24 protein-coding genes are annotated in these 24,019 nt (G+C 68.7%); 17 read left to right on the forward strand and 7 right to left on the reverse strand.

Annotation, left to right across the window (positions count from 1 at the left end; all coding sequences use genetic code 11):
* Positions 1–54 precede the first annotated feature (54 nt).
* Positions 55–492, forward strand: coding sequence for a MarR family winged helix-turn-helix transcriptional regulator (locus tag OG876_RS43360; RefSeq protein WP_328522574.1), 438 nt, complete (start codon positions 55–57; stop codon positions 490–492).
* 335 nt (positions 493–827) lie between these two features.
* Positions 828–1,736: an NADP-dependent oxidoreductase gene (locus tag OG876_RS43365; protein ID WP_328522575.1), complete on the forward strand. Its 909-nt coding sequence runs from the start codon at positions 828–830 to the stop codon at positions 1,734–1,736.
* Positions 1,737–2,317: 581 nt separating this feature from the next.
* Here the strand turns inward: OG876_RS43365 and OG876_RS43370 are convergent.
* Positions 2,318–3,574: a hypothetical protein gene (locus tag OG876_RS43370; protein ID WP_328522576.1), complete on the reverse strand. Its 1,257-nt coding sequence runs from the start codon at positions 3,572–3,574 to the stop codon at positions 2,318–2,320.
* A gap of 300 nt (positions 3,575–3,874) precedes the next feature.
* Here OG876_RS43370 and OG876_RS43375 point away from each other — a divergent pair, with 300 nt between their 5' ends.
* The 9 genes from OG876_RS43375 (at position 3,875) to OG876_RS43415 (ending at position 11,202) form a co-directional block, all read left to right on the forward strand.
* Positions 3,875–4,384 carry an RNA polymerase sigma factor gene (locus tag OG876_RS43375; protein WP_328522577.1) on the forward strand — a complete coding sequence of 170 codons (510 nt, stop codon included), beginning with the start codon at positions 3,875–3,877 and terminating at the stop codon, positions 4,382–4,384.
* Positions 4,377–5,552, forward strand: coding sequence for a WD40/YVTN/BNR-like repeat-containing protein (locus OG876_RS43380; protein WP_328522578.1), 1,176 nt, complete (start codon positions 4,377–4,379; stop codon positions 5,550–5,552). The genes OG876_RS43375 and OG876_RS43380 overlap by 8 nt, the downstream gene beginning before the upstream one ends.
* A gap of 161 nt (positions 5,553–5,713) precedes the next feature.
* Entirely contained in the window at positions 5,714–6,148 is a 435-nt protein-coding gene (locus OG876_RS43385) for an ester cyclase (protein WP_328522579.1), read from the forward strand.
* Positions 6,145–6,816: a TetR/AcrR family transcriptional regulator gene (locus tag OG876_RS43390; protein WP_328522580.1), complete on the forward strand. Its 672-nt coding sequence runs from the start codon at positions 6,145–6,147 to the stop codon at positions 6,814–6,816. Before OG876_RS43385 ends, OG876_RS43390 begins: the two co-directional genes overlap by 4 nt.
* Before the next feature lie 2 nt (positions 6,817–6,818).
* Positions 6,819–7,283, forward strand: a complete 465-nt coding sequence (locus tag OG876_RS43395; protein ID WP_328522581.1) for a hypothetical protein — start codon at positions 6,819–6,821, stop codon at positions 7,281–7,283.
* A gap of 190 nt (positions 7,284–7,473) precedes the next feature.
* Entirely contained in the window at positions 7,474–8,058 is a 585-nt protein-coding gene (locus OG876_RS43400; protein WP_442914069.1) for a dihydrofolate reductase family protein, read from the forward strand.
* 73 nt (positions 8,059–8,131) lie between these two features.
* A complete protein-coding gene (locus tag OG876_RS43405) occupies positions 8,132–8,806 on the forward strand; it encodes an HAD family hydrolase (RefSeq protein WP_328522583.1) in 675 nt (224 codons plus the stop codon).
* 147 nt (positions 8,807–8,953) lie between these two features.
* Complete coding sequence (locus OG876_RS43410; RefSeq protein WP_328522584.1) at positions 8,954–10,459, forward strand: CHAD domain-containing protein; 1,506 nt, start codon at positions 8,954–8,956, stop codon at positions 10,457–10,459.
* On the forward strand, positions 10,456–11,202 hold the full coding sequence (locus tag OG876_RS43415; protein WP_328522585.1) for a ParA family protein: 747 nt from the start codon (positions 10,456–10,458) through the stop codon (positions 11,200–11,202). Before OG876_RS43410 ends, OG876_RS43415 begins: the two co-directional genes overlap by 4 nt.
* Positions 11,203–11,285: 83 nt before the next feature.
* Here OG876_RS43415 and OG876_RS43420 read toward each other — a convergent pair whose 3' ends face one another.
* The 4 genes from OG876_RS43420 to OG876_RS43435 are packed head-to-tail and all read right to left on the reverse strand — an operon-like array spanning position 11,286 to position 13,780.
* Complete coding sequence (locus OG876_RS43420; RefSeq protein WP_328522586.1) at positions 11,286–11,999, reverse strand: phosphatase PAP2 family protein; 714 nt, start codon at positions 11,997–11,999, stop codon at positions 11,286–11,288.
* Positions 11,936–12,643 (reverse strand): phosphatase PAP2 family protein, encoded by a 708-nt coding sequence (locus OG876_RS43425; protein ID WP_328522587.1) that lies wholly within the window; start codon positions 12,641–12,643, stop codon positions 11,936–11,938. The genes OG876_RS43420 and OG876_RS43425 overlap by 64 nt, the downstream gene beginning before the upstream one ends.
* Positions 12,644–12,688: 45 nt before the next feature.
* Positions 12,689–13,123: a VOC family protein gene (locus tag OG876_RS43430; protein ID WP_328522588.1), complete on the reverse strand. Its 435-nt coding sequence runs from the start codon at positions 13,121–13,123 to the stop codon at positions 12,689–12,691.
* 54 nt (positions 13,124–13,177) lie between these two features.
* Positions 13,178–13,780, reverse strand: a complete 603-nt coding sequence (locus OG876_RS43435; RefSeq protein WP_328522589.1) for a muconolactone Delta-isomerase family protein — start codon at positions 13,778–13,780, stop codon at positions 13,178–13,180.
* 144 nt (positions 13,781–13,924) lie between these two features.
* Here OG876_RS43435 and OG876_RS43440 point away from each other — a divergent pair, with 144 nt between their 5' ends.
* From OG876_RS43440 to dnaN, 3 genes are all read left to right on the forward strand, one after another.
* Positions 13,925–14,533: an AAA family ATPase gene (locus OG876_RS43440; RefSeq protein WP_328522590.1), complete on the forward strand. Its 609-nt coding sequence runs from the start codon at positions 13,925–13,927 to the stop codon at positions 14,531–14,533.
* A gap of 125 nt (positions 14,534–14,658) precedes the next feature.
* On the forward strand, positions 14,659–15,516 hold the full coding sequence (locus OG876_RS43445; protein WP_328522591.1) for a S1 family peptidase: 858 nt from the start codon (positions 14,659–14,661) through the stop codon (positions 15,514–15,516).
* 107 nt (positions 15,517–15,623) lie between these two features.
* The gene (dnaN, locus tag OG876_RS43450; RefSeq protein WP_328522592.1) at positions 15,624–16,757 is read left to right on the forward strand and encodes a DNA polymerase III subunit beta; all 1,134 of its coding nucleotides are present in this window, start codon (positions 15,624–15,626) and stop codon (positions 16,755–16,757) included.
* 29 nt (positions 16,758–16,786) lie between these two features.
* On the opposite strand, the gene OG876_RS43455 is transcribed toward dnaN, so the two are convergent.
* Positions 16,787–17,554 carry an alpha/beta fold hydrolase gene (locus OG876_RS43455; RefSeq protein WP_328522593.1) on the reverse strand — a complete coding sequence of 256 codons (768 nt, stop codon included), beginning with the start codon at positions 17,552–17,554 and terminating at the stop codon, positions 16,787–16,789.
* Positions 17,555–17,816: 262 nt separating this feature from the next.
* On the opposite strand from OG876_RS43455, the gene OG876_RS43460 reads away from it, so the two are divergent.
* From OG876_RS43460 to OG876_RS43470, 3 genes are all read left to right on the forward strand, one after another.
* Positions 17,817–18,572, forward strand: coding sequence for a GntR family transcriptional regulator (locus OG876_RS43460; RefSeq protein ID WP_328522594.1), 756 nt, complete (start codon positions 17,817–17,819; stop codon positions 18,570–18,572).
* A gap of 160 nt (positions 18,573–18,732) precedes the next feature.
* On the forward strand, positions 18,733–20,142 hold the full coding sequence (zwf, locus tag OG876_RS43465) for a glucose-6-phosphate dehydrogenase (protein WP_328522595.1): 1,410 nt from the start codon (positions 18,733–18,735) through the stop codon (positions 20,140–20,142).
* Between the two features lie 202 nt (positions 20,143–20,344).
* Positions 20,345–22,459 (forward strand): LuxR C-terminal-related transcriptional regulator, encoded by a 2,115-nt coding sequence (locus OG876_RS43470; RefSeq protein WP_328522596.1) that lies wholly within the window; start codon positions 20,345–20,347, stop codon positions 22,457–22,459.
* A 3-nt stretch (positions 22,460–22,462) separates the two neighbouring features.
* Here OG876_RS43470 and OG876_RS43475 read toward each other — a convergent pair whose 3' ends face one another.
* Positions 22,463–24,016 carry a GMC family oxidoreductase gene (locus OG876_RS43475; protein WP_328522597.1) on the reverse strand — a complete coding sequence of 518 codons (1,554 nt, stop codon included), beginning with the start codon at positions 24,014–24,016 and terminating at the stop codon, positions 22,463–22,465.
* Between the last annotated feature and the right edge of the window lie 3 nt (positions 24,017–24,019).

Genomic DNA, 24,019 nt, shown 5'->3' on the forward strand with positions numbered 1-24,019 from the left:
AGATAGACAGGTAGCTGTCTATCTACCGTAAGCGAAAGACAGGAGGCTGTCTATATGCCCGGGCATCCCCAACCACTCATCGGGTTGCTGCTGCGCCTGGCGAACCAGCGCTGGTCCACGGAGATGGACTCCGAGCTCGAGAAGCTCGGTGTCCGCGGCCTCACCGCCGCTCACGCGCGAGTGATCCCGTTCGTGCCGCCTCAGGGCGTCAGTGTCCAGGCGCTCGCCGCCAAGGCCAACGTGCGCAAGCAGACCATGGCCCGGAGCGTCGAGCAGCTGATCGCCGCCGGCCTGGTCGAGCGCCGTCCGGACCCGAACGACCGGCGCGCGTCGCTCGTCGTACTCACCGAGGCCGGGCTTGCGATCCGACCGATGTCCCGCAAGGCCGGAGGCAGTGTCGAGCGCACCTGGGCCGACCAGCTCGGCGAGGACCGACTGGAGGCTCTCCGGGCGGCGCTGATCGAATTGGTCGGGTACGACGCAGAGATCTAACTAGGTAGGCCGCGAGGAAACGACCTGGCCCAGCAGGCATCTCGCCCAACGCGACCTATCCAGTTCGCCGCACCCTCGACTCGATGCCGGCGCTGACCGGGCCAGGTGCCCGAGGCCGTCGTACATCAGGTGCCCAGCAGAAATCGTGGAACGTCGTGGCTCGACCGTACGGCGCGGCAGGCCCGCGCCGCTTGCCCGCTCCCCGCCCCACCATCGTGGTCCAATCACCCGGCCAGGTGGCCCATCGGAACCGTCTCCGAATGGCCTACCGATCGCCGGTCACCGCTGCCTAGGGTCGAATCGAACCAGCTTAACGACCACAGCAAAGGATCGTCATGCGTGCCATCACTGTCCGGGACCGCGAGGCCGACGGCTACGGGCTGTCCCTGACCGAGCTGCCCTACCCCCGCGCCGCCGAGAACGACGTCATCGTGCAGGTCCACGCCGCAGGCTTCCTCCGGGGCGAGCCGGAGTGGCCCGGGACCTGGATCGACCGCGCCGGCCGCGACCGCACGCCAAGTGTCCTTGGCCACGAAGTGTCCGGTGTAGTCGTCGAGCTCGGCTACGGCACCACCGGTCTCACGATCGGTCAGCGGGTCTTCGGGCTGACCGACTGGGCGCGCAACGGTTCGCTCGCCGAGTACGCCGCCGTCGAGGCCCGCAACCTGGCTCCGCTCCCCGCCGATGTCGACCACGTTGCCGCTGCCGCTCTGCCGATGCCCGGTCTGACGGCCTGGCAAGCGCTGTTCGACCACGCTCACCTGCAAGCAGGCCAAACCGTCCTCATCCACGGCGCCGGCGGCTCCGTCGGCTCGGTCGCCATACAACTGGCCCGCGAGGCCGGAGCCCACATCATCGGCACCGGCCGGGCCTCCGACCGGGACCTGGCCGGCGCCCTGGGCGCCCACGACTTCCTCGACCTGGACAGCGACCAACTCGAGGACGCCGGCGAGGTCGACGTGGTGTTCGACGTGATCGGTGGCGAGATCCGCGACCGCTCCACCGCGCTGGTGCGCACCGGCGGCAGCCTGGTCACTGTCGCCGATCCGCCGACCATCCAGCCCCTCGGCGGCCGGGCAATCTTCTTCGTTGTCGAGCCGAACCGCGAACAGTCGGCCCAGCTGGCCGCTCGCCTCCGCGATGGGAGGCTCACACCGCTTGTCACGACCGTCCGCGACCTGGCTGCCGCGCCCGCCGCCTTCGTAGAGCACACCCGCGGCAGGATCATCATCACGGTGAAATGACGCGGTCTGTCGAGACGCCGGGATATGGGACAGCGCCCCGATCCGGCACCCTGCAACGCTGAGCACTCCGCAGGTGGTCTTTGGGACGCAGTTGAGGCGTGCCGATCGCGCCAGCGCCCTCATGGCCGACAGCAGGCCATCGTCCAGGATCGTTTCGCCCCCACCAGCACCGCCGAGCTGGTGCTGTTTCCGGCCCGACCACAAACCTGATGCGCACCCGGCCGAGCCGCAGGAGTGGCTCGACGTACTCCCAAAGGGATGGTGATCGAGGGGCGGACGCGGTTGCGGCTGGCGCGCCTGGTCGTCGAGCAGGTAACAGGAAGTCCTGCGAAGGATTCCGGCGGAGGTGTCGGATCCGGCCGGAGGTGTTCGTAGAAGGGGTGAGGGCCGCCACGAGGGCGCCACAATCACAGGAGATGAAACCATGCTCGGGACACCGTTGTCGCCAGAGTTGATCAAGGCGGAGACGGCGTACAGGCTGGAGCGGACCAGGCGTGCGTTCTGGTCCGCGCGCCGCCGGGAGCGCCCGGAGCAGGCCGGCCCGGCCCGGCCCCAGCCGCGACTGTCAGTTGTGGGCGGCGCTAAAGGGTGGCCAGCACGCTTCTTGCCTCGTTGACACGGTCCAATTCGCGCTGCAGGAGAACGCGGCGATCACCGGCCGTCTCCCGTTGCTCGGTCACCGCCCGCGCGGCCTGGACAGCCAGTTCCAGCGTCATCCAGTCGGCGCAGGCGTCGAGGACCGCCTGGCCGTCTCGCCGCCATACGTCGGCTTCGGCCTCGAGTTCGGCCAGGTCGGACCGGCTGGTGGCCAGGTTGCTCCGGTATTCAGCCGACAGGATGGCGTAGACCCGATCGGCGACGTCGCCGGCGTTGTGGGCGCCATCGAGTCGATCCAGGTACGTCTGGTGGGCGAGCGCGCGCTGCCGGGCGGTGGCAATCCGCCGGCCGAGTTCCGGCAGGGTCACACCGGCCGCCACCCTCAGGCCGACGATCCTGACCTCGGTGGGCGGGATCTCGCCGAGGCAGGCGCGGATCTCGGCGACCTCGAGGTCGAGCAGGACTTCCAGCAACGCGACCTCCTGGGCGAGCCGCTCGGTCTGGCTGGGCAGCCGCTTGACGCTGTCGCGGATGTCGACGAAGGGCTGGAGCACCCACTCTCGCAGATCACTCGACTTCTCGACTGTCCGGCTCTGCACGTCCTTGATCCGCTTCTGCAGGGAACCGGACAGACTGGACGACCTGTCCGAACGGTCGGCGTCAGGTAGTCCTGGCTCGCCGGTCAGGCTCACCTTGAGGATCGTGTCCACGAGCCGGCCCAGCTGCGCCACACGGCCCAGGACCTGCTTCCAGGCCTGCGTCCGCCAGCGGGTCTCGCGGAGGATCTTCTGGTCCTCGCGGGCTTCGTCCGGATCCAGCTGGCTCGCCGCTGCGGTGTGGTACCGCTGCGAGAGCGCGGCGACGGTCTCCAGCTGGGACAGGTAAGCCTCGAACTGCGCTGACGAGCTGGCGACGAGATCGGTCCAGGTGGTGAGCGAGACTCCGGTTTGCTGTTTGACGTACTGACTGGTGATGCCCTGGGCGGCACGCATCGCGCCGACGATGGGCAAGCCAATCATGCCGAATCCACCCCACTGCTGGGACATTCCGCCGCTCTGCGTGACCACTTGGAGTGCGGTGCCCAAGGCGTCCAGGGTCTGGGAGATGCTCCGGCACTCCGCGCCGACCGAGGCGACCGTGCGATCCAGCGCGGTGAAGGTCGTGCGGACATCCTGGAGCGTTGGTGCGGTGAGGGCTTCGATGCGCTCTATGCCCTCGGCGAGCTCGTGGTCGTCGATCATTGTCGTTCCCCCTGAGGCCGCTACCACGTGTAGCTGCCCCATCTATCGGAGCAGCACAGGAGGTCCGCTGATACACAACCGCCTGCAAGGGCCCAGGGGTGTGGCGACTCAGGAATCGCGCTGGTCGGATCGTCGGGAGTGAGGTCGGGTCGCAAGCGGACGAATGGCGGACCTGACCAGCCTGCAACGTGTCAATGAACCACAACACGTCCGATCATCTCGGACATCATGCTTTGGTAATGCAACCGGATCGTTCCGCCAGGACTCGTGCAGGGAAAGGGTCCGATCTGGGGAGTGGTGATGGCTGACGGCGACACGGTGCGCGAGCTGTACGAGGGGTGTTACCGGCGGCTGGTCGGGCAACTGTTCGCGATCTGCGGGAACCTGGGCGAGGCCGAGGACGCCGTCCAGGAGGCGTTCGTCCGGGCGGTCGAGAAACCCCGGCGGTTCGCCCAGCTCGACGCCCCGGAGGCGTGGCTGCGCACGGTCGCGCTGAACGCCGTACGACGGCGCTACCGCCGCGCGACCCGATTCCACGGGTTGCTCTCCCGCGCAGGTGTCCCCGAGACAACGATGACCGAGCTGTCCGCCGACCGGGTCGCGCTGGTCGAGGCCCTGCGGCAGCTCCCCTACGAACAGCGCGAGGCGATCGTGCTGCACCACATCGTCGATCTGCCGGTGGGTGAGATCGCCGTACAGCTGGGTGTTCCGGAGGGGACGGTCAAGGCTCGACTCTCCCGGGGCAGGGCCCGCCTGGCCCCGCTGGTCCACGAGTTCGCCGACGACGCCGAGGAGGTCAACCATGTCTGAGCTGAAAGAACTGTCCTGGGACGTCCAGGAGACCGTCCAGCCGTTGCCCTTCGAGGCTCTGGAGCGCCGTGGCATCCGCCGCCGTCACCGTCGGCAAGCCCTGACCTGCGCGGGAGTCGTTGCGGCGGTGACGATCGCAGTACTGGCTGCCGTTCTGCCGCTCGGGAACATCACCGGTACCGAGAAGCCGCCGACCGCCGGCACCCAGGCGTCGATCCCGGTCGACCAGGCGGCCGAGAAGCTGGTCCACGACAAGAAGTCGGGCTTTGCCGGCATCGCGTTCGCCACACCGACCCGATGGGCCTCGGTCTGGATGTCACCGCAGCCGGGATACACCGAGAATTACGCCGCGGTGCTGAGCCGTGACGGGGTGCGGACCACCGCGCCGGTGCGCAAGAACCAGTACTTCGTGCTGCGGGTCGGTGACGAGGTGCTGGCACTGTCGATGCCGACGAGCATGAAGGGCAGCGATCCGAGCTGGGCCCAGGCCGTGATGGTCGGCCTGACGGATCAGGGCCGGGTCGAGAAGAAGCTGCACTGGGCTCCGCCGACCAGCGAGTTCGCCGACGGCGACGTACTGCTGGCGTCCGGCACCCTACGGGCGCTGAATCCGGAGACCGGGACTCTGCGGAAGGTGAAGATCCCCGGGATCGACAACGCGTACCAGCCCCAACGCGACACCACTGGACGGTGGTGGCTGGTCGGCGCCAAGAACAGCGGCGTCGGCAACATCTACTGGACCGATGACCGCGGCAAGACCTGGGACCGCTCCGTCATCAGCCCGGGCCGGATGGGCGGCCGGCTGGGAGTCAGCCCGAACGGCCGGACGATCGTGGCGATCCCGGGCAGCAACCCCCGTACGACGGATGACCTGGTGCCGCTGCGGTTGTCCACCGACCGGGGCGAACACTGGACAACGGTGGCCACTCCGGACTCCACGTTCCTGTCGTCTCCCGTTGCTTTCGACAACGGCACCGGGCTCGCGCTCTATCAGGGCAAGGAGCGCGAACTCCTCCGGCCCGGCGCAGGTGCGGCGCTCACACCGCCGGCCGACCTCGGCGAGATGGAAGGAGTCGGCGAGTTCGTCTACGGGATGCAGTACAACGGCAACCAAGCCATCACCAGCACCGATCACGGCAAGACCTGGAAGTACTTCGAGCCTCGCTAGGCGTGAATGCGGTCAGGTCGAGGGCGCGTTGGTGAGACGTCGGCATGACTCCTTGCGCCTTCGAAGAGCAGAACCGGTTGGGTGGACTCTACAGCGCGCCGGTCGTTTTGGTTACGCCGTACACTGTGGTTACGATGTAACCACGCGACCGAGGGAGAGTCATGAACACGAGCACCACCCACCGCCGATTCGCAACAGTCGCCCACGCTTTCGCGGACCTGATGAACGGCCACGACCCGGATGCGGTCGACGGCTTTGTCGCGGATGACTACATCAACCACAACGCGTTCGTCGACGACGGACGCGACGCGAACCGGGCGTTCTGGAGGCTGTGGTTCGCGGCATTCCCGGACACGGAGGTCAGCCTCGACGATGTACTGGTCGACGGGGACCGCGTTGCCGCTCGATTCACCTACGAAGCCACGTTCCAGGGGTCCTTCATGGGGATAGCACCGACCGGCCGCCGTGTGGTGATGCACTCCATCGACATCTGGCGGGTCGTCGACGGTATGGCGGTGGAGCACTGGGACCAGCTGGACGGACAGGCATTCTTCGCCCAACTCAGCGGCACTGCCGACATGGCCGGCCTCCAGTGACGGAGTCCGGTGATCCCGCGCCGACGCGGGCGCGCCAGCGCCGCGAGCGGGAACGCGCCGCAGCCCGCGAGTCGATCCTGTCCGCCGCCCGCGAGCTGGCACGGCGCGAGGGCTGGGACGCCGTCACCATGCGACGCCTCGCCGAGGAGATCGAGTACTCGGCGAACTTCGCCTACCGCTACTTCACTGGCCGCGACGACATCCTGCTCGCCCTGGTCCGCGACGGATTCGTTCGTCTGCGCGACGCAATGGCCACCGCGGGCCGGCCGCCGACGTCCGCGTCGCCGGACCGCGCATCCGACCCGCAGGCGTCCGCTGTTCGGCAGGCCGGCCATGCCTACCTCGACTTCGCCCTGACCGAACCCGACTTGTACCAGCTCATGTACGGGCTGGGCGGCGTACGGGTGCCCGTCACCGACACGTGGACCGACGGACAGGCCGTCGGCGATGTCCTGACCGGACTGCTCGCCGCCGCCGAAGACCCGCAGCCCGAGCGGCACGTCCTGCAGCTGTGGGCAACAGCCCACGGGCTGATCGCGCTGCGGGTCGTCGGCCGCGTCGACGTCGACGCCGATGCACTACACGCCCTGCTCGACGACGCGCTGACCGACTGCCTCGCCCGCGCCCTCCCCGTACCACCGCCACGTCGATCGACCAGAAAGAACTAGCCGTGAGCACCCTAGCCACCGCCGCCGCGCTAGTCGCCATCGCGACCACCGGCATCATCTACGGCACGGACATCTTCGCCGCGCTCGTCCTGCGCCCCGCTGCCGTCGGCGCCGCCGACGCCTCCGTGGCCGACCTGCTCGGCCGGGTCCACGAGTACGGCGACCGCCGACTGCCGGCCCCCGGCGTGATCGCACTCATCGCCACCGCACTCGTCACCGCAACCAGCAGCCACAACGCCGCACGCATAGGCGGCGCGGTCGCACTGGCCGCACTGCTGGCCTGGCTCGCGATCTACAGCCGCATCAGCGCGCCGATCAACAAGCAACTTCGCGCGGCCGCAGCGAACCACACCGTTCCCCCGGACACCCGAGCCCTGCAACAACGCTGGGACAGCGTCATCTGGCCCCGAGCCGCCCTGCAATCCCTCGCCCTCGCCGGACTGCTCACGGCCGTCCTCACCCGATAGCCGTACACCACAACTGCTGGACGCGACTGACTCGTCCAGTGAAGGTAGCCGTCCCACTTCACCCACGGGCGAGTTGGAGGGCAGGCATAGTGGCACGTGGATGGGTACGCGGGATCCGCGCGGTGTGTGTTGTCGAGGGTCAGGTCTTCTGGCGTGCTTGCGGTCGGAATCTCGAGAGATGGGACCAGTGATGGGGATCGTGAGGTGCGATGTCACCGTGTCTCTTGACGGGTGCATGGCGGCTGCTGGGCAGAGTCTGGAGAATCCGATGGGTGAGGGCGGGATGCGGACGATGGCCTGGCATGCCTCCGAACCGGACGCGTCTCCCTTCACCGGCAATCCGACGGGAGCGTTCGTGATGGGGAGGAACATGTTCGGCCCGGACAGGGGTGAGTGGGACCTGTCCTGGTACGGGTGGTGGGGTGAGGAGCCGCCGTACCACGCACCGGTGTACGTGCTCAGTCACTACGCGCGCGAGCCATTGCCGATGAAGGGCGGTACGACGTTTCACTTCGTCACGGACGGCATTGAGGCGGCACTCGAACAGGCGCGCAAGGCGGCCGACGCCGGCGACGTGCAGATCGCCGGCGGCGCTAGTACCGTGCGGCAATATCTCAGGGCCGGGCTGCTGGACGAGCTGGTGCTGCACGTCGCGCCAGTAACCGTGGGCGGCGGCGAACGGCCGTTGGACCAGGTTGGTGCCCTGGACTTCGATCTCGTCGACGTGGCCTCGGGACCGGCAGTGACGCACCTGAAGTACCGGCCCACGCGATAGACGGCACGTTGCAGGTTCGAGTCGTGTCGGGGAACCGTTGATGTCCATGTGACCTGCTTCGGATGGGAGGGCAATGACGGAGCGCGAAGTGCAGGCAGTCGTGTTTGACCTTGATGGGGTTCTGGTCGACTCCGAGCAGCAGTGGGACGAGGTCCGGCGCGGGGTTGCCGTCGAAGCCGGCCGGCCTTGGCCCGATGGCGCGACCCGGGCATTGCAGGGGATGAGCACGCCTGAGTGGGCGGCCTACCTGACGGACGTGATCGGAGTGCCTGGCCAGCCGCAAGACGTGGCCGCCCAAGTCATCGATCGCATGGCGAGCCGATACCGGTCACGGCTGCCGCTGCTGCCTGGCGCCGTCGAGGTTGTGCAGCGACTGGCGCTCCACTGGCCGTTAGGACTGGCGTCGTCGTCACCGCGGCAGCTGATCGACGCGGTCCTCGAGTCCGCGAACCTGGCCAGCAAATTCCGTGTCACCGTGTCCACCGAGGAGGTCCGGGCCGGCAAGCCGTCGCCTGCGGTCTACGAGGAAGTGGTACGGCGCTTGGGCGTGGACGCACAGCAGACGGTCGCAATCGAGGACTCGAGCAACGGACTGCGGTCGGCTGCCAGGGCCGGGTTGCGCGTCATCGCAGTTCCCACCGAGGCCTTTCCGCCCGACGAGGATGCCCTCAGCCTCGCATCCGTGGTCGCGCACTCGCTTGACGACATCACCCCGCCACTGGTGACGTCGCTGGCCGACCGAAGCTAGCTGCCCCGCCACTGCGAGGTCGTGCCGGCCGAATATCGGCACCGGTAGTCCGCGCGCCCGCAGCGCGACAAGGGCATGCCGTAGTTCACTGGAGTGACACAAATCTGTGTTCATTCATCGTTCACGTCGCGTTTCCGGGAGCCGAGGGTGGCGGCTGAGTTCGTGGTCGACGAGTCGGTCGGCCCGTCGTGCGTCGAAGTGCTGATCGACGCGTTGCCGGTGCGCGTCGACGCCCACCACACCGAGCGCAGAGTCTGGTTCGACACGCATGACTGGCGGCTGTTCCGGGCAGGGCTGCTGCTCGAGCACCACGTGCGGAAGAGCGAGTCATGGCTCGTGCTGAGCGACCTCGAAGGGCAGCGGATCTCCCGACAGCCGACCGGCCGTACGGCGGTCACCGCGCACTCCCTTCCGGACGGTTCGACGCGAGACCGCGTCCTCGAACTGATCGGTGTGCGGGCGCTGCTGCCGCGCGTAGTCGCGAGCGGTCCTGTTCAGGTGCTCTCGGTGCTCGGCCCCGAGGAGAAGACCGTCGCCCGGATCGTCGTCGAAGGTCCCACCACAGTCCGGGACGGCGCGCCCGTCGGCGTGCGGGCCACGATCGAGTCTCTCCGCGGCTACGACAAGGACGCGGCCAAGGTGTGCCGGACGCTGGACGCCATCCCCGGGTTCAGCCCGGCCAAGGAGCCGCTCCTCGAGTCCGTCCTCCGGGCCGCCGGTCTCCATCCGCGCAGCTTCCGGTCGAAGCCCGACCTGGAGTTCACCGCGCGGATCCCGGCCACCCAGGCGTTCGCCGGCACGCTCACGCAACTCCGAGAGATCGTCCTCGACAACGTCGAGGGCACGCTTCGCCAGCTGGACACCGAGTTCCTCCACAATCTGCGGGTCACGGTGCGCCGTGCCCGAGCCGTGCTGAAGTTCGCGCACGGAACGATCGACGAGGACATCCGGGCGAGGTACGCCGTCGAGCTCAAGTGGCTCGCCGATCAGACCTCGTTGAGCCGTGATCTCGACGTGTACCTGCTCGGCTTCGACGACCTGGTCAGCCACGTGTCCGCATCGAGCGAGCTCGAACCATTGCGTGAGCAGCTCACGCGGCACTGCACCAGGACGCACGCCGTACTCAACCGCGCACTGCGGTCCGAACGATTCGCCGCGCTGCTCGACGGATGGCGACGTGAGCTGACGGTCCCGGGGCCTGTCGAGCGCCCGGTGATCGAGGTCGCCGACGAACTGCTGAGCCACGCCTGGAAGCGCGTCGCCAAGCGCGGCGACGCCATCACCGACGCCTCTCCGGCCGAAGCCGTGCACGACCTGCGCAAGCGCTGCAAGGAGTTGCGCTACCTGCTCGAGTTCTTCGGCAGCTTGTACGGCGCCGATGCCCGAAGCGAGGCCGTGAGTGAGCTCAAGCTCCTGCAGGACATCCTCGGCGAGTTCCAGGACGCCGAGGCCCAGCGCATCAGCGTCCACCAGTACGGCGTCGAACTCGCCCAGGCCGGGACGCCTCCGGCGACGCTGATGGCGATGGGTCGCCTCGAACACCATCTGCACCTTCGTCAGGACGCCGCGCGTGCCGAGGTGGCGGACAGCTGGCATCGGTTCAACCGGAAACACAACCAGCGTCTCTACGCAAGGATGGTGACCAGCCGATGAGGATCGTCGCGTCGTACAGCATCAAGGGCGGTGTCGGGAAGACGACCGCGGCGGCGAACGTTGCCTGGCTGGCGGCCGAGAGCGGACACCGGGTCCTGTTGTGGGATCTGGATCCGCAGGGCGGTGCGACGTACCTGTTCCGGATCCGGCCCAAGGTCAAGGGCGGCGGCGAGGCGCTCGTCTCCGGCAAGCGTGACCTCCGCGACGCCGTCAAAGCGAGTGACTTCGACAACCTCGACCTGCTGCCGTCCGACTTCTCCTACCGCAACCTCGACCTGCTGCTGGACGCGCAGAAGAAGCCGACCCGCCGCCTCGGCCGGCTCCTCGACAGCATGGCCGACGAGTACGACGTCGTCGTACTCGACTGTGCGCCGAGCGTGTCGCTCGTGTCCGAGGGGATCGTGCGCGCCGCGGACTTGGTCCTCGCTCCGCTGGTGCCCGCTCCCCTGTCGGTGCGCACGCTCGACCAGCTGCGATCGTTCATCGCCGAGGCCAAGGGGCCTGCGCCGGACCTGCTCGCGTTCCTGTCCATGGTCGACCGCCGTCGCCGGTTGCACCGCGACCTGTCCGAGCAACTCCCGAAGGAAAACCAAGACGTCGCGGGCACCGTGATCCCAATGGCCTCGGTCGTCGAGCAGATGGGCGTACGCCGTGCCCCGGTGGTCGCCTGGGCCCGCACCTCCCCGGCGTCCGTCGCCTACCGCAGCCTGTGGGACGAAGCCCGACTACAGGCGAAGCTATGAGCCCTGCTGAAGTCCAGATCGTCCATCCGCGCACGCTGGCAGAGGGTCAACCGGTTAACGGGAACGCTTACGTCGAGGCTTGACTACGCGGCTCCGCGGGGGCGGTGGGTGGCGGCCGCGGGCTGCGGGGCAGCGCTACGTCGCCGACTGGCGCAGTGGCGGTACCAGCCGTACGCGAGCAGGGCGCAGATGGCGCCGTTGATCATCCCCGCGCCGACGTCCGTGACGTGGTGCATCCCGCGGTAGAGCCGCGAGAACGCCACGAGCAGGGGCATCGCGAGGCAGAGGATCACCGTCGTCCACCGCAGCCATGCGCGTTCGATGCGCAGCGCGAGCAGCGCGAACGCGAAGTACAGGCCGGTCGACGCGCCGACGTGCCCACTGGGGTAACTCGCGGTGGGTGGTGACGCGTCGAGCTTGTCCACTTGCGGGCGGTCGCGGTCCACGACGCGTGCCGCGATCAGGAAGTTCAGCCCCTGCAAGGCGATCGCCACCGGTGCGACGAGCGCCAGGGGCAGGTCCCGGGTCCGCCACAGCAGCAGGGACGAGACGATGATGCAGACCGCGATCACGCCTGCGGTGTTGCCGATCTGCGACCACACCGCGGTGATCGTGTTCCAGGTTCCGGTCCGGTCGGCGGCAAGATCCTTGTTGACCGCCTCCTCGGCGTGGGAGATCCCGTGGAGTGGTCCCTTGAGTGCGAGCCCGATGCCGATGATGAGACCACCGAGGGCTACGCCGGGTGCGACGGTCCTGGTGAGGAGGTCGACGCCGTCTTGCCGATGAATCCGATCCATGAAGCGAACATAATGCCCAGACCGAGTACGTGCCCGGCGAAAATGTCGGACGGGAAATGCGCGCCGATGAAGAGCCGGTCCAGACCGACGATCACAGGCACCACGATCGCGAGCGCGACGGCGATGCGGCGTTGGGTGGCGGAGAGCAGCGGCCAGAGCAGGAAGACCAGGACGCCGGCCGCCAAGGTGATGTTCAGGGCATGGCCGGAGGGGAACGAGTAGCCCTCCGCATGCGGCACCGAATCGCTGACGACCGGCCGCGCGCGCTGGGCGATGGGCTTGGCGATCCCGCCGATTCCCCAGCCGACCATCATCGTCACGAAGGCCCACAACGCCCGGCCCTTGAGCTTCTTGGACCTCCAGGCCCAGACCACCACCACGGTCGCCGCGAGGTACACGAAGATCGGCTGGCTGACGGTCTGGATCACGGTCAGCGCCGGTATCAGCCCGTGACGAACGCTGAATCCGGTGGCCGCCCGGATGGCCCACTCGTCGGCCCTGATCAGCGGATCGAACTGCTGTCGCACCGCCAGCCCGAGGAGCACCACAGGCAGCGCGAACACCAGCATCGCCAGGACACCACGGAGCAACCGCCAACTCCGCGTCCGGACGACCGCAATCGCACCTGTCCGCCGCATCGTCATAACCGACCTGTACCCACCAAGTTCGGACTCTGACTGCCAGGCGACTCAGTCGAGACAGAACTCGTTGCCCTCGATGTCCTGCATGTTCTGGCAAGACTCGTTGACACCATCGGCCCGCAGGAGTAGCCCGCGTACCGCGCCGAGCGCCTCCAGTCGTACGCATTCGGCCTCGAGAACGGCCAGGCGCTCCTCACCCACGAGCCCGGTGCCGACCCGCACGTCGAGATGCACCCGGTTCTTGACGACCTTGCCTTCGGGAACGCGCTGGAAGAACAGTCGCGGGCCCACACCTGTGGGATCGATGCAGGCGAACGCGGAACCCTGACGCTCAGGCGGCTGCGTGCGATCGAAATCGTCCCACGTCGCAAACCCCTGCGGTGGCGGCGGCACGACGTACCCCAACACGTCGCACCAGAAACGCGCGACCCGCTCAGGTTCTGCACAGTCGAACGTGACTTGGAACTGCTTGACCGACGCCATCGGTCCACCATAGAGGCGGGATGGTTCGTCGCCTCCCCGGACCCGCCTCCTTGGTCAGGCTGGGGTGGCGTGGGCTGGGTCGCTGGGGTGGGTGGTGAGCGGGATCGTCTCGGTCCGGAGCCACTCGGCCAGCGGGAGGGCCGCGAGGATCGCCGGGAGTTCGTCGGCGGCGTCGGTCTGCCAGAGGCCGAGGGCTCGGTTCTCGCCGGTGCTCCACAGGCGGAGCAGGTTGCCTTTGGCGGCCAGGTCGCGGGTGGCGGTTGCCTCGGCCGCGTGCCGGGCGTCGACGTCGTTCGGGTCGGCGTCGTCCGGGATGGTCACGGTGAAGGTGGTGAAGTACTCCGTCGCGTCGAGACGGAGCGGGGTGGGCGAGGTGGGGTCGTTCGGGTGCGGCAGGAGTGGCATGACCTCGTCGTGGCGCCAGATCCGCAGCGGCATCGACGCGAGTACCTCCTCGAGCTGAGCCGCGTCGTCGGCCTCGAAGAGTCCCAACGTGCGCCACTCGCCTGGTTCGAGCGGTGGACGCCAGAGGCGGAGCAGGTGGCCGCCGGCGACGAGTTCGCGGGACCTGGCGGCCTCACGGCCGCGGACCTCGTCGACCGTCGCTTCCGACACGTCGGCGGGAACCTGAGTCGTCATCGTGACGAGGTATTGCATGTCAGCCTCCTGAGCAGGTCTGCGTCGATTCTCCGCTCTCAGCCAATTCCCAGGGACTTCTCAGCCGTTCTGCGACTCGTTCGCGGAACCGGCTGCGTCTCATCGACGTTGACGAACGAAAGTCCCGGACGAGAGGACGAGACGATGACGGGCCTGTGGACCGCTGGGAGAACACGACCCGAACTGCGCGAGCCGACCGAGCTGCGGTACCCGGCGGACTCCGTCGTCGTGCTGGCTGGGATCCCCGGAGCCGGCAAGACCACGCTGCTCCGCCGGCTGTATCCCGTGGGTCGCGGGTACGGCGGCGTACGCGTGTACGACTCCGAACGGCTCCGGGCGCAGTGGATGCCTGTGCTCGGAGCCGTGCCTTATGCCTGGTGGCGACCACTCCTCCATCTCACGTACTACGTGCTCGCGCTGAAGGCGATGAGTCGAGGCAAGGGGCCAATGGTGCTGCACGACTGCGCTACCCGACCCTGGGTGCGCCAACTGATCGGATGGCGGGCCAAACGAGCCGGACTGCCGCTACACCTGATCCTCCTCGACGTACCGGGCGACGTGGCCCGCGACGGCCAATGGGTGCGCGGCCGGGTCGTGCGCGCGGGCAGTATGGCCACCCACTGCCGTCGGTGGCCGGAGCTCCTCGCCAAAGCGGTCGACGACCCGAGTCACGTCGTACCGGGCGCCGCCTCGGCGGTCGTGCTCACGCGCCGCCAGGCGAACCATCTGACTGAGATCGCCTTCGACGACTGACCAGCGGTTGCTCGTAACTCTGCCCAGGCAAATACTCCTGAGTGTCGGCCGGTGGCGGAGTGTCGCCAGGCTGACGGTTCGAGGGACCCCGCCCAAAGGTCCCGTGCACTCCTCAGGAGGAACCAGTGAGGATCGAACGCACGTCCGTCCGCCGCCGCCTGGCCCGGACCGCCCAGCTCTTGACCGCCGTCGGCGTGGTCGCCGCGTCGCTGTACGCCGTACCGGCCGCCGACGCGAAGCAGCCCTTTCCGGCCGCCAAGCTCGCCGCCGCGAGCGCCGCAGTGGAGCGATCGACCGTGAAAGGCATTGCCTGGTACACCGACTCGGCGTCCGGCAAAGTCGTGGTCACTGCGGACAGCACCGTCTCCGCATCGGACGTCGCTGCCCTGAAACACGATGCCGTTCAGGTCAACCGCACGAGCGGCGTCTTCAGGCCGCTGCTCGCAGCGGGTGACGCGATCTACGGCGGTCAGTACCGCTGCTCGCTCGGCTTCAACGTGTCGAAGGGCGGTACCTACTACTTCCTCACCGCCGGCCACTGCGGGAAGGTTGCGAACACCTGGTACACCAACTCCAACCACTCCACGCTGATCGGCCCGACGATCAACTACAGCTTCCCCGGCAACGACTATGCGCTGGTGCGGTACGACAACGCGTCGCTGAGCCACCCGGGCGGCTACACCGCGGCCAACGCGGTCGTCGGTGAGACCGTCACTCGCAAGGGGTCGACCACTGGGACCCACAGCGGCAAGGTCACCGCGCTCAACGTCACCGTCCGGTACTCCGGCGGCGGCGGCAGGGTCGGCGGACTGATCCAGACGACCGTCTGCGCGGAGCCCGGCGATTCCGGCGGCCCGCTGTACGACGGCACGAAGGCGCTCGGCCTCACGTCCGGCGGCAGTGGCGACTGCCGCAGCGGAGGTACGACGTTCTTCCAGCCCGTGACCGAAGCAGCGAGCGCGTACGGCGTGACCGTCTACTGATCCGGCTCACCGAAGTCCGGACTCACTTCCGTCATCGCTGCACCGAGCCGGCGAAAACTGTCGGTGGTGGCTGATTGAGTCGGAGGACGAGATGGGGAGGAGTGCGGATGAAGGTTCGGGTTGGGCGTGAGGTGCTGGCCGACGCGGTGGGATGGGTGGCCAAGGGGCTGCCGAGCCGACCGAGTGTGCCGATCCTGGCCGGGATGGTCGTCGAGGCGGCCGACGGTCAGGTGACGTTGTCCGGGTTCGATTACGAGAGCTCCGGGCAGGTCAGTGTGCCGGCGGAGGTGGCCGACGAGGGGCGGGTCCTGGTGTCCGGCCGGCTGCTGTCGGACATCTGCCGGAGCATGCCCAGGGACACGGTGGATCTGAGCGGCGAAGCGGCTCAGGTCCAGGTCAGCAGCGGGACGTCCCGGTTCGTGCTGCACACCTTGCCGCTGGACGAGTATCCGGCGCTGCCAGAGCTGCCCGCGGCGAGCGGCGTGGTCGACGGGGACGTGTTCGCCCGTGCCGTCGCGCAGGTGGTGAGTGCGGCCGGCCGGGATGACACGCTGCCGGTGTTCACCGGGATACGGCTGGAGATCCGCGGCACGACCATCTCTCTGCTCGCGACCGACCGCTACCGCCTCGCCGTACGGACGTTCCCGTGGGAGCCGGTCGATCCGGGCCGCGAGGCCAACGCGCTGGTCCCGGCGAAGCTGCTCTCCGACGTGGCCAAGGCGATGGCCGGTCACGACCTCACGCTCGCGCTCGGTTCGACCCGCACAGGGGACGGGTTGATCGGGTTCGCGGGCGGCGGCCGGCGGGCGACGAGCCGGCTGATCGACGGCGACTTCCCGAAGGTCCGCAGTCTGATCCCCGCGGAGGGTGCGATCGCCAGCGCGGTGACCGTGGACACGGCGGCGCTGCTCGAAGCCGTCAAACGGGTCGCCCTAGTGGCCGAACGGACAGCGCCGGTGCGGATCACGTTCGCGGATGGCATGGCGGCGCTGGACGCGGGCAACGGCGAGGAGGCGCAGGCCTCGGAGTCGGTCGAGGCGACGCTCATCGGTGAGCCGGTGGTGGCCGGATTCAACGCGGGCTACCTGCTCGACGGGCTCGCGTCGCTTGGTGCGCCGATCGCGCACTTCGCCTTCACCCAGCCGACCAAACCGGCGAACCTCACTGGTCTCCGCTCACCCGACGAGACTCCGTCGACGGACTCGGCGTACATCCTGATGCCCATGCGACTACCAAGCTGACGTCAGACTGCCCCGGGCTCCGACCGAGGTCACGTAGTCAGGAAGTAGTCCGTCAGGGCCCTCGCGATCGTTTCCGGCGGGAGTGTGTGGAAGGTTCCGTCGTACCCCTCCGCCTTTCCATGCGGCAGCGCAGCCGCGGTCTGCTTGGCCGCCTCCTGCATCCACGCCGGGCTGGCGTTGCTGTACAGCGCCAGCGTCGGCGCGTCGATCGACGCCAGCAGCTCGAGCGGTACGGCGCTGTCCCGCAACTGCAGGGCGTCGTACACGAGCGTGTGCGCGATGGCCTCCATCCCGGCCCACATCGGCGTCTCCCGGATCTGGTCGACCACCTGCTTCGGCTGTCCGACCGCCTCGACCATGAACAGCTCGGCCGCGCCACCCGGGTTCCCAGCCGCGACGAACTCCTGCAAGCGCTCGACGTACCGCTCCGGCGGTTCCGGTGCTCCTTCGACCCGGAACGGCGGCTCCATCACCGCCAGCTTCTCGAACGGCAGTCCGGCCTGGAACAGCACCATCGATCCGGACGAGTACGCCGAGGCGAACCGAGCCCCGGTCGCCGAGCGCACCGCATCGAGGTCCTCCCACTCACGCTCGACCGCGTACGGCAGCGTGTCGCCGGAGTCGCCGCGACCACGCCTGTCGTAGTTGACCACGGTGAACGCCGACGCCAGCGCCTCGGCGTCGGCCGCGTACCGCGAGCGTTCGGTGAAACCGCCGGCCACGAGCACGAGACCCGGCCCACCCCCATAGGTGTCGTACGCGATCTCGGTGCCGTCCTTCGAGGTGACCTTCTCCATCACCACACCCTTCTCTCGGGATTCCCTGCCTATCCGTCGAACGGGATCCGCGGGAAACAGACATCCTGTGATCCACATCACACGACACTACCGACACAGCCGAGCCCTATCGTCATCCCGTCCGCCTCACTACAGCCGTATACAGACGACTGCACACCGCCCCGGAGTCGCTGACGCTGCTCCGCCAGCGGGGCACACCTGGTACTTGGTAGACTGTCTACCAAGTGCCGTGCTGTTCTCCAGTTGTGTCGGGAAGGACCTCATGACCACCATCGGCGCAGGCCCGGGGGCGCGGCCGGAACCGGCCGGTGTGCGGCACGTCAAGCGGCCGACGCCGTTGCGCGAGTCCGTGTACGAGGCGCTGACCGAGATGATCATCGACGGTACGCTCGAGCGCGGCCGGCACCTCGTCGAGGTCGAGCTGGCCGGCATGCTGGGCGTCTCCCGGCAGCCGGTGCGCGAGGCCCTGCAGCGGCTCAACAACGAGGGCTGGGTGGATCTGCGGCCGGGCTTCGGCGCGATGGTGCATGTGCCCGCCGAGGACGAGGTCGACCAGCTGCTCGCGGCCCGCGCGGCGCTGGAGTCGGAGTCGGCGCGGCTCGCCGCCCGGCATGCGACCAAGGACGACGTCGCGAAGCTCCGCGAGCTCTGCAAGGTCGGCACGGCGTACCAGGAGGCCGGCGACATCGACGCCACGGTGCGGACGAACGGCGAGCTGCACAGCCTGATCACGCAGATGTCCGGCAACCGGTTCCTGGTCGACTTCGCGGCCCAGGTCGATCGCCGCGTCCGCTGGTACTACACCCCGGTCGCACCGGTCCGCGGCGCCGCCTCCTGGCGCGAGCACAACCGCCTGGTGAAGGCGATCAGCGAGGGCGACGAGGACAAGTCGGCCCAGATCATGCGCGAGCACACCGAACAGACCCGCAAGGCGTACCACGACCTCCAGACGGGGTCCGAGCCGAGCGAAACACCCGACCAGGCCGCTCCCCGCAGACGCCGCCGTACGGCGAACTGACCCACCTGACGCCGTACCCACGCCACCTTCACGACAGCCGTTGACCCGGGACCGGCCGCAGGCGCCGAATCACCCGTCCGGGAGGATGCCGCTCGCCCGGACTGCGGATGAGGATGACCTGTGACCGCAGGTTGATCTCCCGGGCATCGAAGGAGGCGGCATGACACTGACGCCGACGGGTTCGCAGGCGCCGGCCGCGGACGTGCTGGTGATCTTCGGGATCACCGGTGATCTGGCCAAGGTGATGACGTTCCGCTCGCTGTACCAACTGGAGGCGCGCGGCCTGCTCGACTGCCCGATCGTCGGAGTGGCGGCCGACGACTGGACCCTCGACCAACTGGTCGACCGGGCCAGGACGTCGATCGAGGGCACCGGGGTCACCGTCGACAAGGCCATCTTCGACCGCTTCGCGGACCGGCTGTCGTACGTCGGTGGCGACTTCACCGACGCGTCCGTCTACGAGCGTGTCGGCCAGGCGATCAAGGGTGCCCGGACACCGGTCTTCTATCTCGAGATCCCGCCCTTCCTGTTCGGCCGGGTGGTGCAGGGACTGTCCGAGGCCGGGCTGACAACGGGAGCCCGGGTGGTGGTCGAGAAACCGTTCGGCCACGACCAGCAGTCGGCGCACGACCTGGCCGACCAGCTGCACCACTACCTCGACGAGTCGCAGCTGTACCGGATCGACCACTACCTCGGGAAGATGGGGCTGGAGGAGATCCTGTACCTGCGGTTCGCGAACGCCGTGCTCGAGCCGCTGTGGAGCCGCAACTACCTGGACTGTGTCCAGATCACGATGGCGGAGAGCTTCGGTGTCGAGGATCGCGGCCACTTCTACGACCCGGTCGGGGCGGTGCGCGACGTGGTCGTCAATCACTTGATGCAGGTGGTCGCAGCGGCCGCGATGGAACCACCGTCGCGCGGCGATCCGACCACCCTGAAGGACTCGCAGGTCGCCTTGTTCCGCGCGGTCGAGGAGGCCGATCCGGCCAACTACATCCGCGGCCAGTACGACGGCTACCTCGCCATCGACGGGGTCGCGAAGGGTTCCACCACCGAGACGTACGCCGCGCTCCGGCTCAACATCGAGAACTGGCGCTGGGCCGGTGTGCCGTTCTTCATCCGCACCGGAAAACGGCTGCCGGTGACTCAGACCGAACTCCGGCTGGTCTTCAAACGGCCGCCGCGGCTGGGCTTCGGCCCCCGCGGGCACATCGCCGAGCCGAACCAGCTGGTGATCAAGCTCGACCCGACGACCGGGGTCCGGATCCGGGTGGACGCCCACCGGGCGGACACGAGCCGGATCGCGCCGATCGAGCTGGACATGGAGTTCGCGCAGGAGGGTGGCGAGGGCCCCACGCCGTACGAGGTGCTGCTGCATGCGGCGATGACCGGGCAGAGCACCCGGTTCACGCGCCAGGACGCCGTCGAGGAACAGTGGCGGGTGATGCAACCGCTGGCCGACGCACCGCCGCCGATCCACACCTATCAGCCCGGGACCTGGGGGCCGGCCGCGGCCGACGAAGTACCGGCCGGGTTCGGCGGTTGGCGGAAGCCCTGGATACCGAGCTGACGCGGGGGTCCGAGCGGGACACCTCGCGCGTTCAACCGGCTGGCGTATTGTCGGCCATGTGCAGGGGCCGGACACTGGTTCGGGTGCAGCCTCCGTTCCCGTTGCACCACCGACAGTGACCCCTGGGGTTCACGGCGTGGGGTCAGGAGTCCGTGGTGGGCGTGAGCGCCTGGTTGCGCGGACCGCAGTTATCAGTCGCTTGATGGAATCGCACGAGCCGGTGGTCGCCGTGGTGGCGCCACCCGGCTACGGCAAGACGACCGTGCTGGCCCAATGGATCGAGCGGTTCGGGCCGCGGGTGGCCCGGGTGTCATGCGAACGCTCCGACAACGACCCGGTCGCTTTGTGGACGGGCGTCCTCGACGCTCTCGACCAGATCGAGCCGGTCGGCGAGGAAGCGCGCACCGTGCTGGCTGCATCCGGTGGCGGCGTCGATGTCGTCCCCCGGCTGGTCGAGGCAATCAGCGCGTTGCGCCCGCCGGTGCTGGTCGTGCTCGACCACGTCGAGGAGATCACCAGCCCCGACTGCGCGACGTCGATCGCCGAGTTCGCGTTCCGGGTCCCGGCCGGCTGGCGGCTCGCCGTCGCGTCGCGGGATGCCGTGCCACTGCCCCTGCCGCGGTTGCGGGTCGGCCGCCGGATCGTCGAGATCGGCGTCGACGACCTCGCGATGGACGACGCCGAAGCGGCCGCGCTCCTGCGCCTGGCCGGCGCCGAGGTGTCCGCCGCCGAGATCGACGAGCTGGTACGGCGTACCGAGGGCTGGCCGGCCGGTCTGTACCTGGCCGCACTGGCGATCCAGTCCGGCTCGCCGGCGACCGGCTTCAGCTTCAGCGGCGACGACCGCCTGGTCGACGACTACCTGCGGTCCGAACTGCTGGCGCGGCTCTCCCCCGCCCAGGCGGACTTCCTCGTCCGTACGTCGATTCTCGACCGGATGAGCGGGCCGCTGTGCGACGCCGTCATCGGCGGGAAGCAGTCGGCCCGGATGCTCGAGGATCTCGAACGCCACAACCTGCTGGTCGTCCCCCTCGACCGGCGCGGCGAGTGGTACCGGTATCACCATCTGCTGCGCGAGTTCCTGCAGGCAGAGCTCCGGCGCGGCGATCCCGACCTCGGCAGTGAGCTCCATGGCCGCGCGGCCGACTGGTACGAGGCGAACGGGATGGCCGACGCCGCCGTCGATCACGCCGACGCGGCCGGTGACACCGAACGGGTCGCGCGGCTCGTCCTCGAGATCATGCAACCGGTCTGGAGCAGCGGCCGGGTCGACACCGTGCGGGGCTGGATGGAACTCCTCGACGGCCGCCCGCGCGTACCGCACCACGCCGCGATCGCAGCGCACGGCGCGTTGATCTTCGCCCTGCTCGGCAGGCCGCGCGAGGCCGAGCGCTGGGTCGGTGTCGCCGAGAGTCTCCCCGCCGGCGGCACGTTGCCGGACGGCACCACCGTCGAGGCGACCCTGGCGTACCTACGGGCCAACCTCTGCCGGCAAGGACCCGCGGCGATGCGGGCGGACAGCATCCTCGCCCTCGACGGACTCAGTCCGGCCAGCCCGTTCCGCGCGACGATGCTGCAGTCGGAAGCGATGTCCTGGTTGCTCGAGGGAGACCTCGAGCGCGCCGACGCCGGGTTCAATCACGCGTACGACGTGGCGACCGGCTTCGGCATCACCCCGCTGGCGGCTCTCGTCCTGGCCGAGCAATCCCTGATCGCGGCCGAGCGGGGCGAGCCGGCCGCTGCCGACGCGATGATCAAACGCGCCGTCGAGCTCGTCGACACCGGACACTTCGAGGCGTACTGGACCAGCGCCTTGGTCTACGCGGTCGCCGGGCACGCTGCCGCCCGCCGCGGGGAGATGCGCGAGTCCCGCCAGTTCGTCCGCCGTGCCGCCGAGCTGCGACCGCTGCTGACCTACGCCCTCCCGAGCGTGTCGGTCCAGACCCTGCTCGAACTCGCCCAGACGTACATGGCTCTCGTCGACCCGTCCGGCGCTCGCGCCGTCCTCGAACAGGCCCACAACATCCTGCGCCGCCGGCCCGACCTCGGCACTCTGCCGGCGGCCGTCGGGCAACTGCGCGCCCGCGTCGACCAGATCACCGTGGCCGTGGCGGCCGGGATCTCCTCGCTGACGACGGCCGAACTGCGACTGGTCCGGTTGCTGCCGACCCACCTGTCGTTCCCGCAGATCGCCGAGCGGCTGTACGTCTCCCGGCACACCGTCAAGTCGCAGGTGCAGTCGGTCTATCGCAAGCTCGGCGCCTCCTCTCGTGGACAGGCGGTCGAGATCATGGCCGAGATCGGCATGCCACGCTGAGGTCTAGCCAAGGCGCTCCAGCAGGTGGTCACCGACCCGCAGCGCGTTCGCCATCGCGGTCAGCGCCGGGTTCACCGCGCCGATGCTCGGGAAGAAGCTGGTGTCGACGACGTAGAGGTTGTCGAGCTCGTGCGCCTTGCAGTCGCTGTCCAGCACCGAGGTCGCCGCATCGTGTCCGAACCGGACGGTGCCGGACTGGTGCGCGCACCCCGCGACGGGGATGTCGTTCTTCATGTAGATGTTGCGCGGGATCAGGTGATGCGGGTGCATGCCGAGCTTGCCCAGGTTCTTCTTCACCCGCTTGTACAACTGCTCCATCGGCTCGCCGTTGTTCGGCGTGTGCGCCAGCACCACGTTGCCGTCGCGGTCGAGCGTCACCCGGTTCTCCGGATCCGGCAGGTCCTCGACCGACAACCAGAAGTCGACGGCATGCTCGGCGACGTCGCGCAGGGCGAACGTCGGTGCCAGCAGGGTCTCGACCGGCTTCTCACCGCGGTACATCGGTGCCGACGACTTGCCCACCATCTGCAGGTTGCCCATGGGGTAATCGAAGTCGGCGTCGCCGAAGTAGTAGTCGTTCATCCCGAGCGTCTTCTGGAACCGGGTGTCGTTCTTCTCGGTCGAGATCGCCAGGAAGGCCCGGCTGTTGTGGAAGATGAAGTTGCGCCCGACCTGGTCGGACCCGTTCGCAAGCCCCCGCGGATGCCGGTCGCCGGCACTCGCGAGCAGGATCTTGGCCGAGTTCACCGCACCGGCCGACAGGACGACGATGTCGCCGGCGAACCGTTGCTCCTCGCCGTCCACCTCGGCGACGACCGCCGTCACAGTACGGCCGGTCGCGTCGGTCTCGAGGCGCCGTACGAGCGCATTCCGCAGCAGCGTCACGTTGTCGTGCTCGATCGCGGGCCGGACGGCGATGACGTCCGCGTCCGCCTTCGCGTGGACCAGGCACGGGAACCCGTCGCAGGTCGCGCACCGGATGCACGCGCTGAACGCGGGCCGGCTCTCGTCGAGCATCACCCCGCACGGCGCGTGGAAGGGGTGCAGCCCGACCGCGGCCATGTCGTCGAACAGCTTCTGGATCCGCGGCTCGTGCGAGACCGGTGGATACGGGTACGGCGCCGACGCGGGCGGGTCCGTCGGATCCTCACCCCGGGCACCGTGGACCTGGTAGAGCTGTTCGGCCTGGGTGTAGTACGGCTCCAGCACGTCGTACGCGATCGGCCAGGCCGGCGAGATTCCCCCGTGGTGCTTGAGCTCGCCGAAGTCGCGCTCGCGCAGCCGGTACAGCGCGGCGCCGTAGAACTTGGTCGCGCCACCGACGAAGTAATGCACCTGCGGCTGGAACGGTTTGCCGTCGCCGTCGTACCACTGCTCCGGCGAGACGTAACGGTCGTCGACGAACACGGCCTCGGCGTCCCAGTTCTCGGCCTCGCGCGGGAGCCAGTCACCCCGCTCCAGCATCAGGATCCGCCGTCCGGACGGCGCGAGCCTGTGCAGGAGGGTGCCGCCACCCGCTCCCGATCCGACGATCACGACGTCGTACTGCTCGGCCATGCT

This window comes from Kribbella sp. NBC_00359, assembly GCF_036097425.1.
Classification (GTDB): domain Bacteria; phylum Actinomycetota; class Actinomycetes; order Propionibacteriales; family Kribbellaceae; genus Kribbella.

Coding starts and splice junctions, on each gene's coding strand:
- OG876_RS43360 (WP_328522574.1), top strand. CDS start 55: ATGCCCGGGCATCCCCAACCACTCATCGGGTTGCTGCTGCGCCTGGCG.
- OG876_RS43365 (WP_328522575.1), top strand. CDS start 828: ATGCGTGCCATCACTGTCCGGGACCGCGAGGCCGACGGCTACGGGCTG.
- OG876_RS43370 (WP_328522576.1), bottom strand. CDS start 3,574: ATGATCGACGACCACGAGCTCGCCGAGGGCATAGAGCGCATCGAAGCC.
- OG876_RS43375 (WP_328522577.1), top strand. CDS start 3,875: ATGGCTGACGGCGACACGGTGCGCGAGCTGTACGAGGGGTGTTACCGG.
- OG876_RS43380 (WP_328522578.1), top strand. CDS start 4,377: ATGTCTGAGCTGAAAGAACTGTCCTGGGACGTCCAGGAGACCGTCCAG.
- OG876_RS43385 (WP_328522579.1), top strand. CDS start 5,714: ATGAACACGAGCACCACCCACCGCCGATTCGCAACAGTCGCCCACGCT.
- OG876_RS43400 (WP_442914069.1), top strand. CDS start 7,474: ATGGGGATCGTGAGGTGCGATGTCACCGTGTCTCTTGACGGGTGCATG.
- OG876_RS43405 (WP_328522583.1), top strand. CDS start 8,132: ATGACGGAGCGCGAAGTGCAGGCAGTCGTGTTTGACCTTGATGGGGTT.
- OG876_RS43415 (WP_328522585.1), top strand. CDS start 10,456: ATGAGGATCGTCGCGTCGTACAGCATCAAGGGCGGTGTCGGGAAGACG.
- OG876_RS43420 (WP_328522586.1), bottom strand. CDS start 11,999: ATGGATCGGATTCATCGGCAAGACGGCGTCGACCTCCTCACCAGGACC.
- OG876_RS43425 (WP_328522587.1), bottom strand. CDS start 12,643: ATGACGATGCGGCGGACAGGTGCGATTGCGGTCGTCCGGACGCGGAGT.
- OG876_RS43430 (WP_328522588.1), bottom strand. CDS start 13,123: ATGGCGTCGGTCAAGCAGTTCCAAGTCACGTTCGACTGTGCAGAACCT.
- OG876_RS43435 (WP_328522589.1), bottom strand. CDS start 13,780: ATGCAATACCTCGTCACGATGACGACTCAGGTTCCCGCCGACGTGTCG.
- OG876_RS43440 (WP_328522590.1), top strand. CDS start 13,925: ATGACGGGCCTGTGGACCGCTGGGAGAACACGACCCGAACTGCGCGAG.
- dnaN (WP_328522592.1), top strand. CDS start 15,624: ATGAAGGTTCGGGTTGGGCGTGAGGTGCTGGCCGACGCGGTGGGATGG.
- OG876_RS43455 (WP_328522593.1), bottom strand. CDS start 17,554: ATGGAGAAGGTCACCTCGAAGGACGGCACCGAGATCGCGTACGACACC.
- OG876_RS43460 (WP_328522594.1), top strand. CDS start 17,817: ATGACCACCATCGGCGCAGGCCCGGGGGCGCGGCCGGAACCGGCCGGT.
- zwf (WP_328522595.1), top strand. CDS start 18,733: ATGACACTGACGCCGACGGGTTCGCAGGCGCCGGCCGCGGACGTGCTG.
- OG876_RS43470 (WP_328522596.1), top strand. CDS start 20,345: ATGGAATCGCACGAGCCGGTGGTCGCCGTGGTGGCGCCACCCGGCTAC.
- OG876_RS43475 (WP_328522597.1), bottom strand. CDS start 24,016: ATGGCCGAGCAGTACGACGTCGTGATCGTCGGATCGGGAGCGGGTGGC.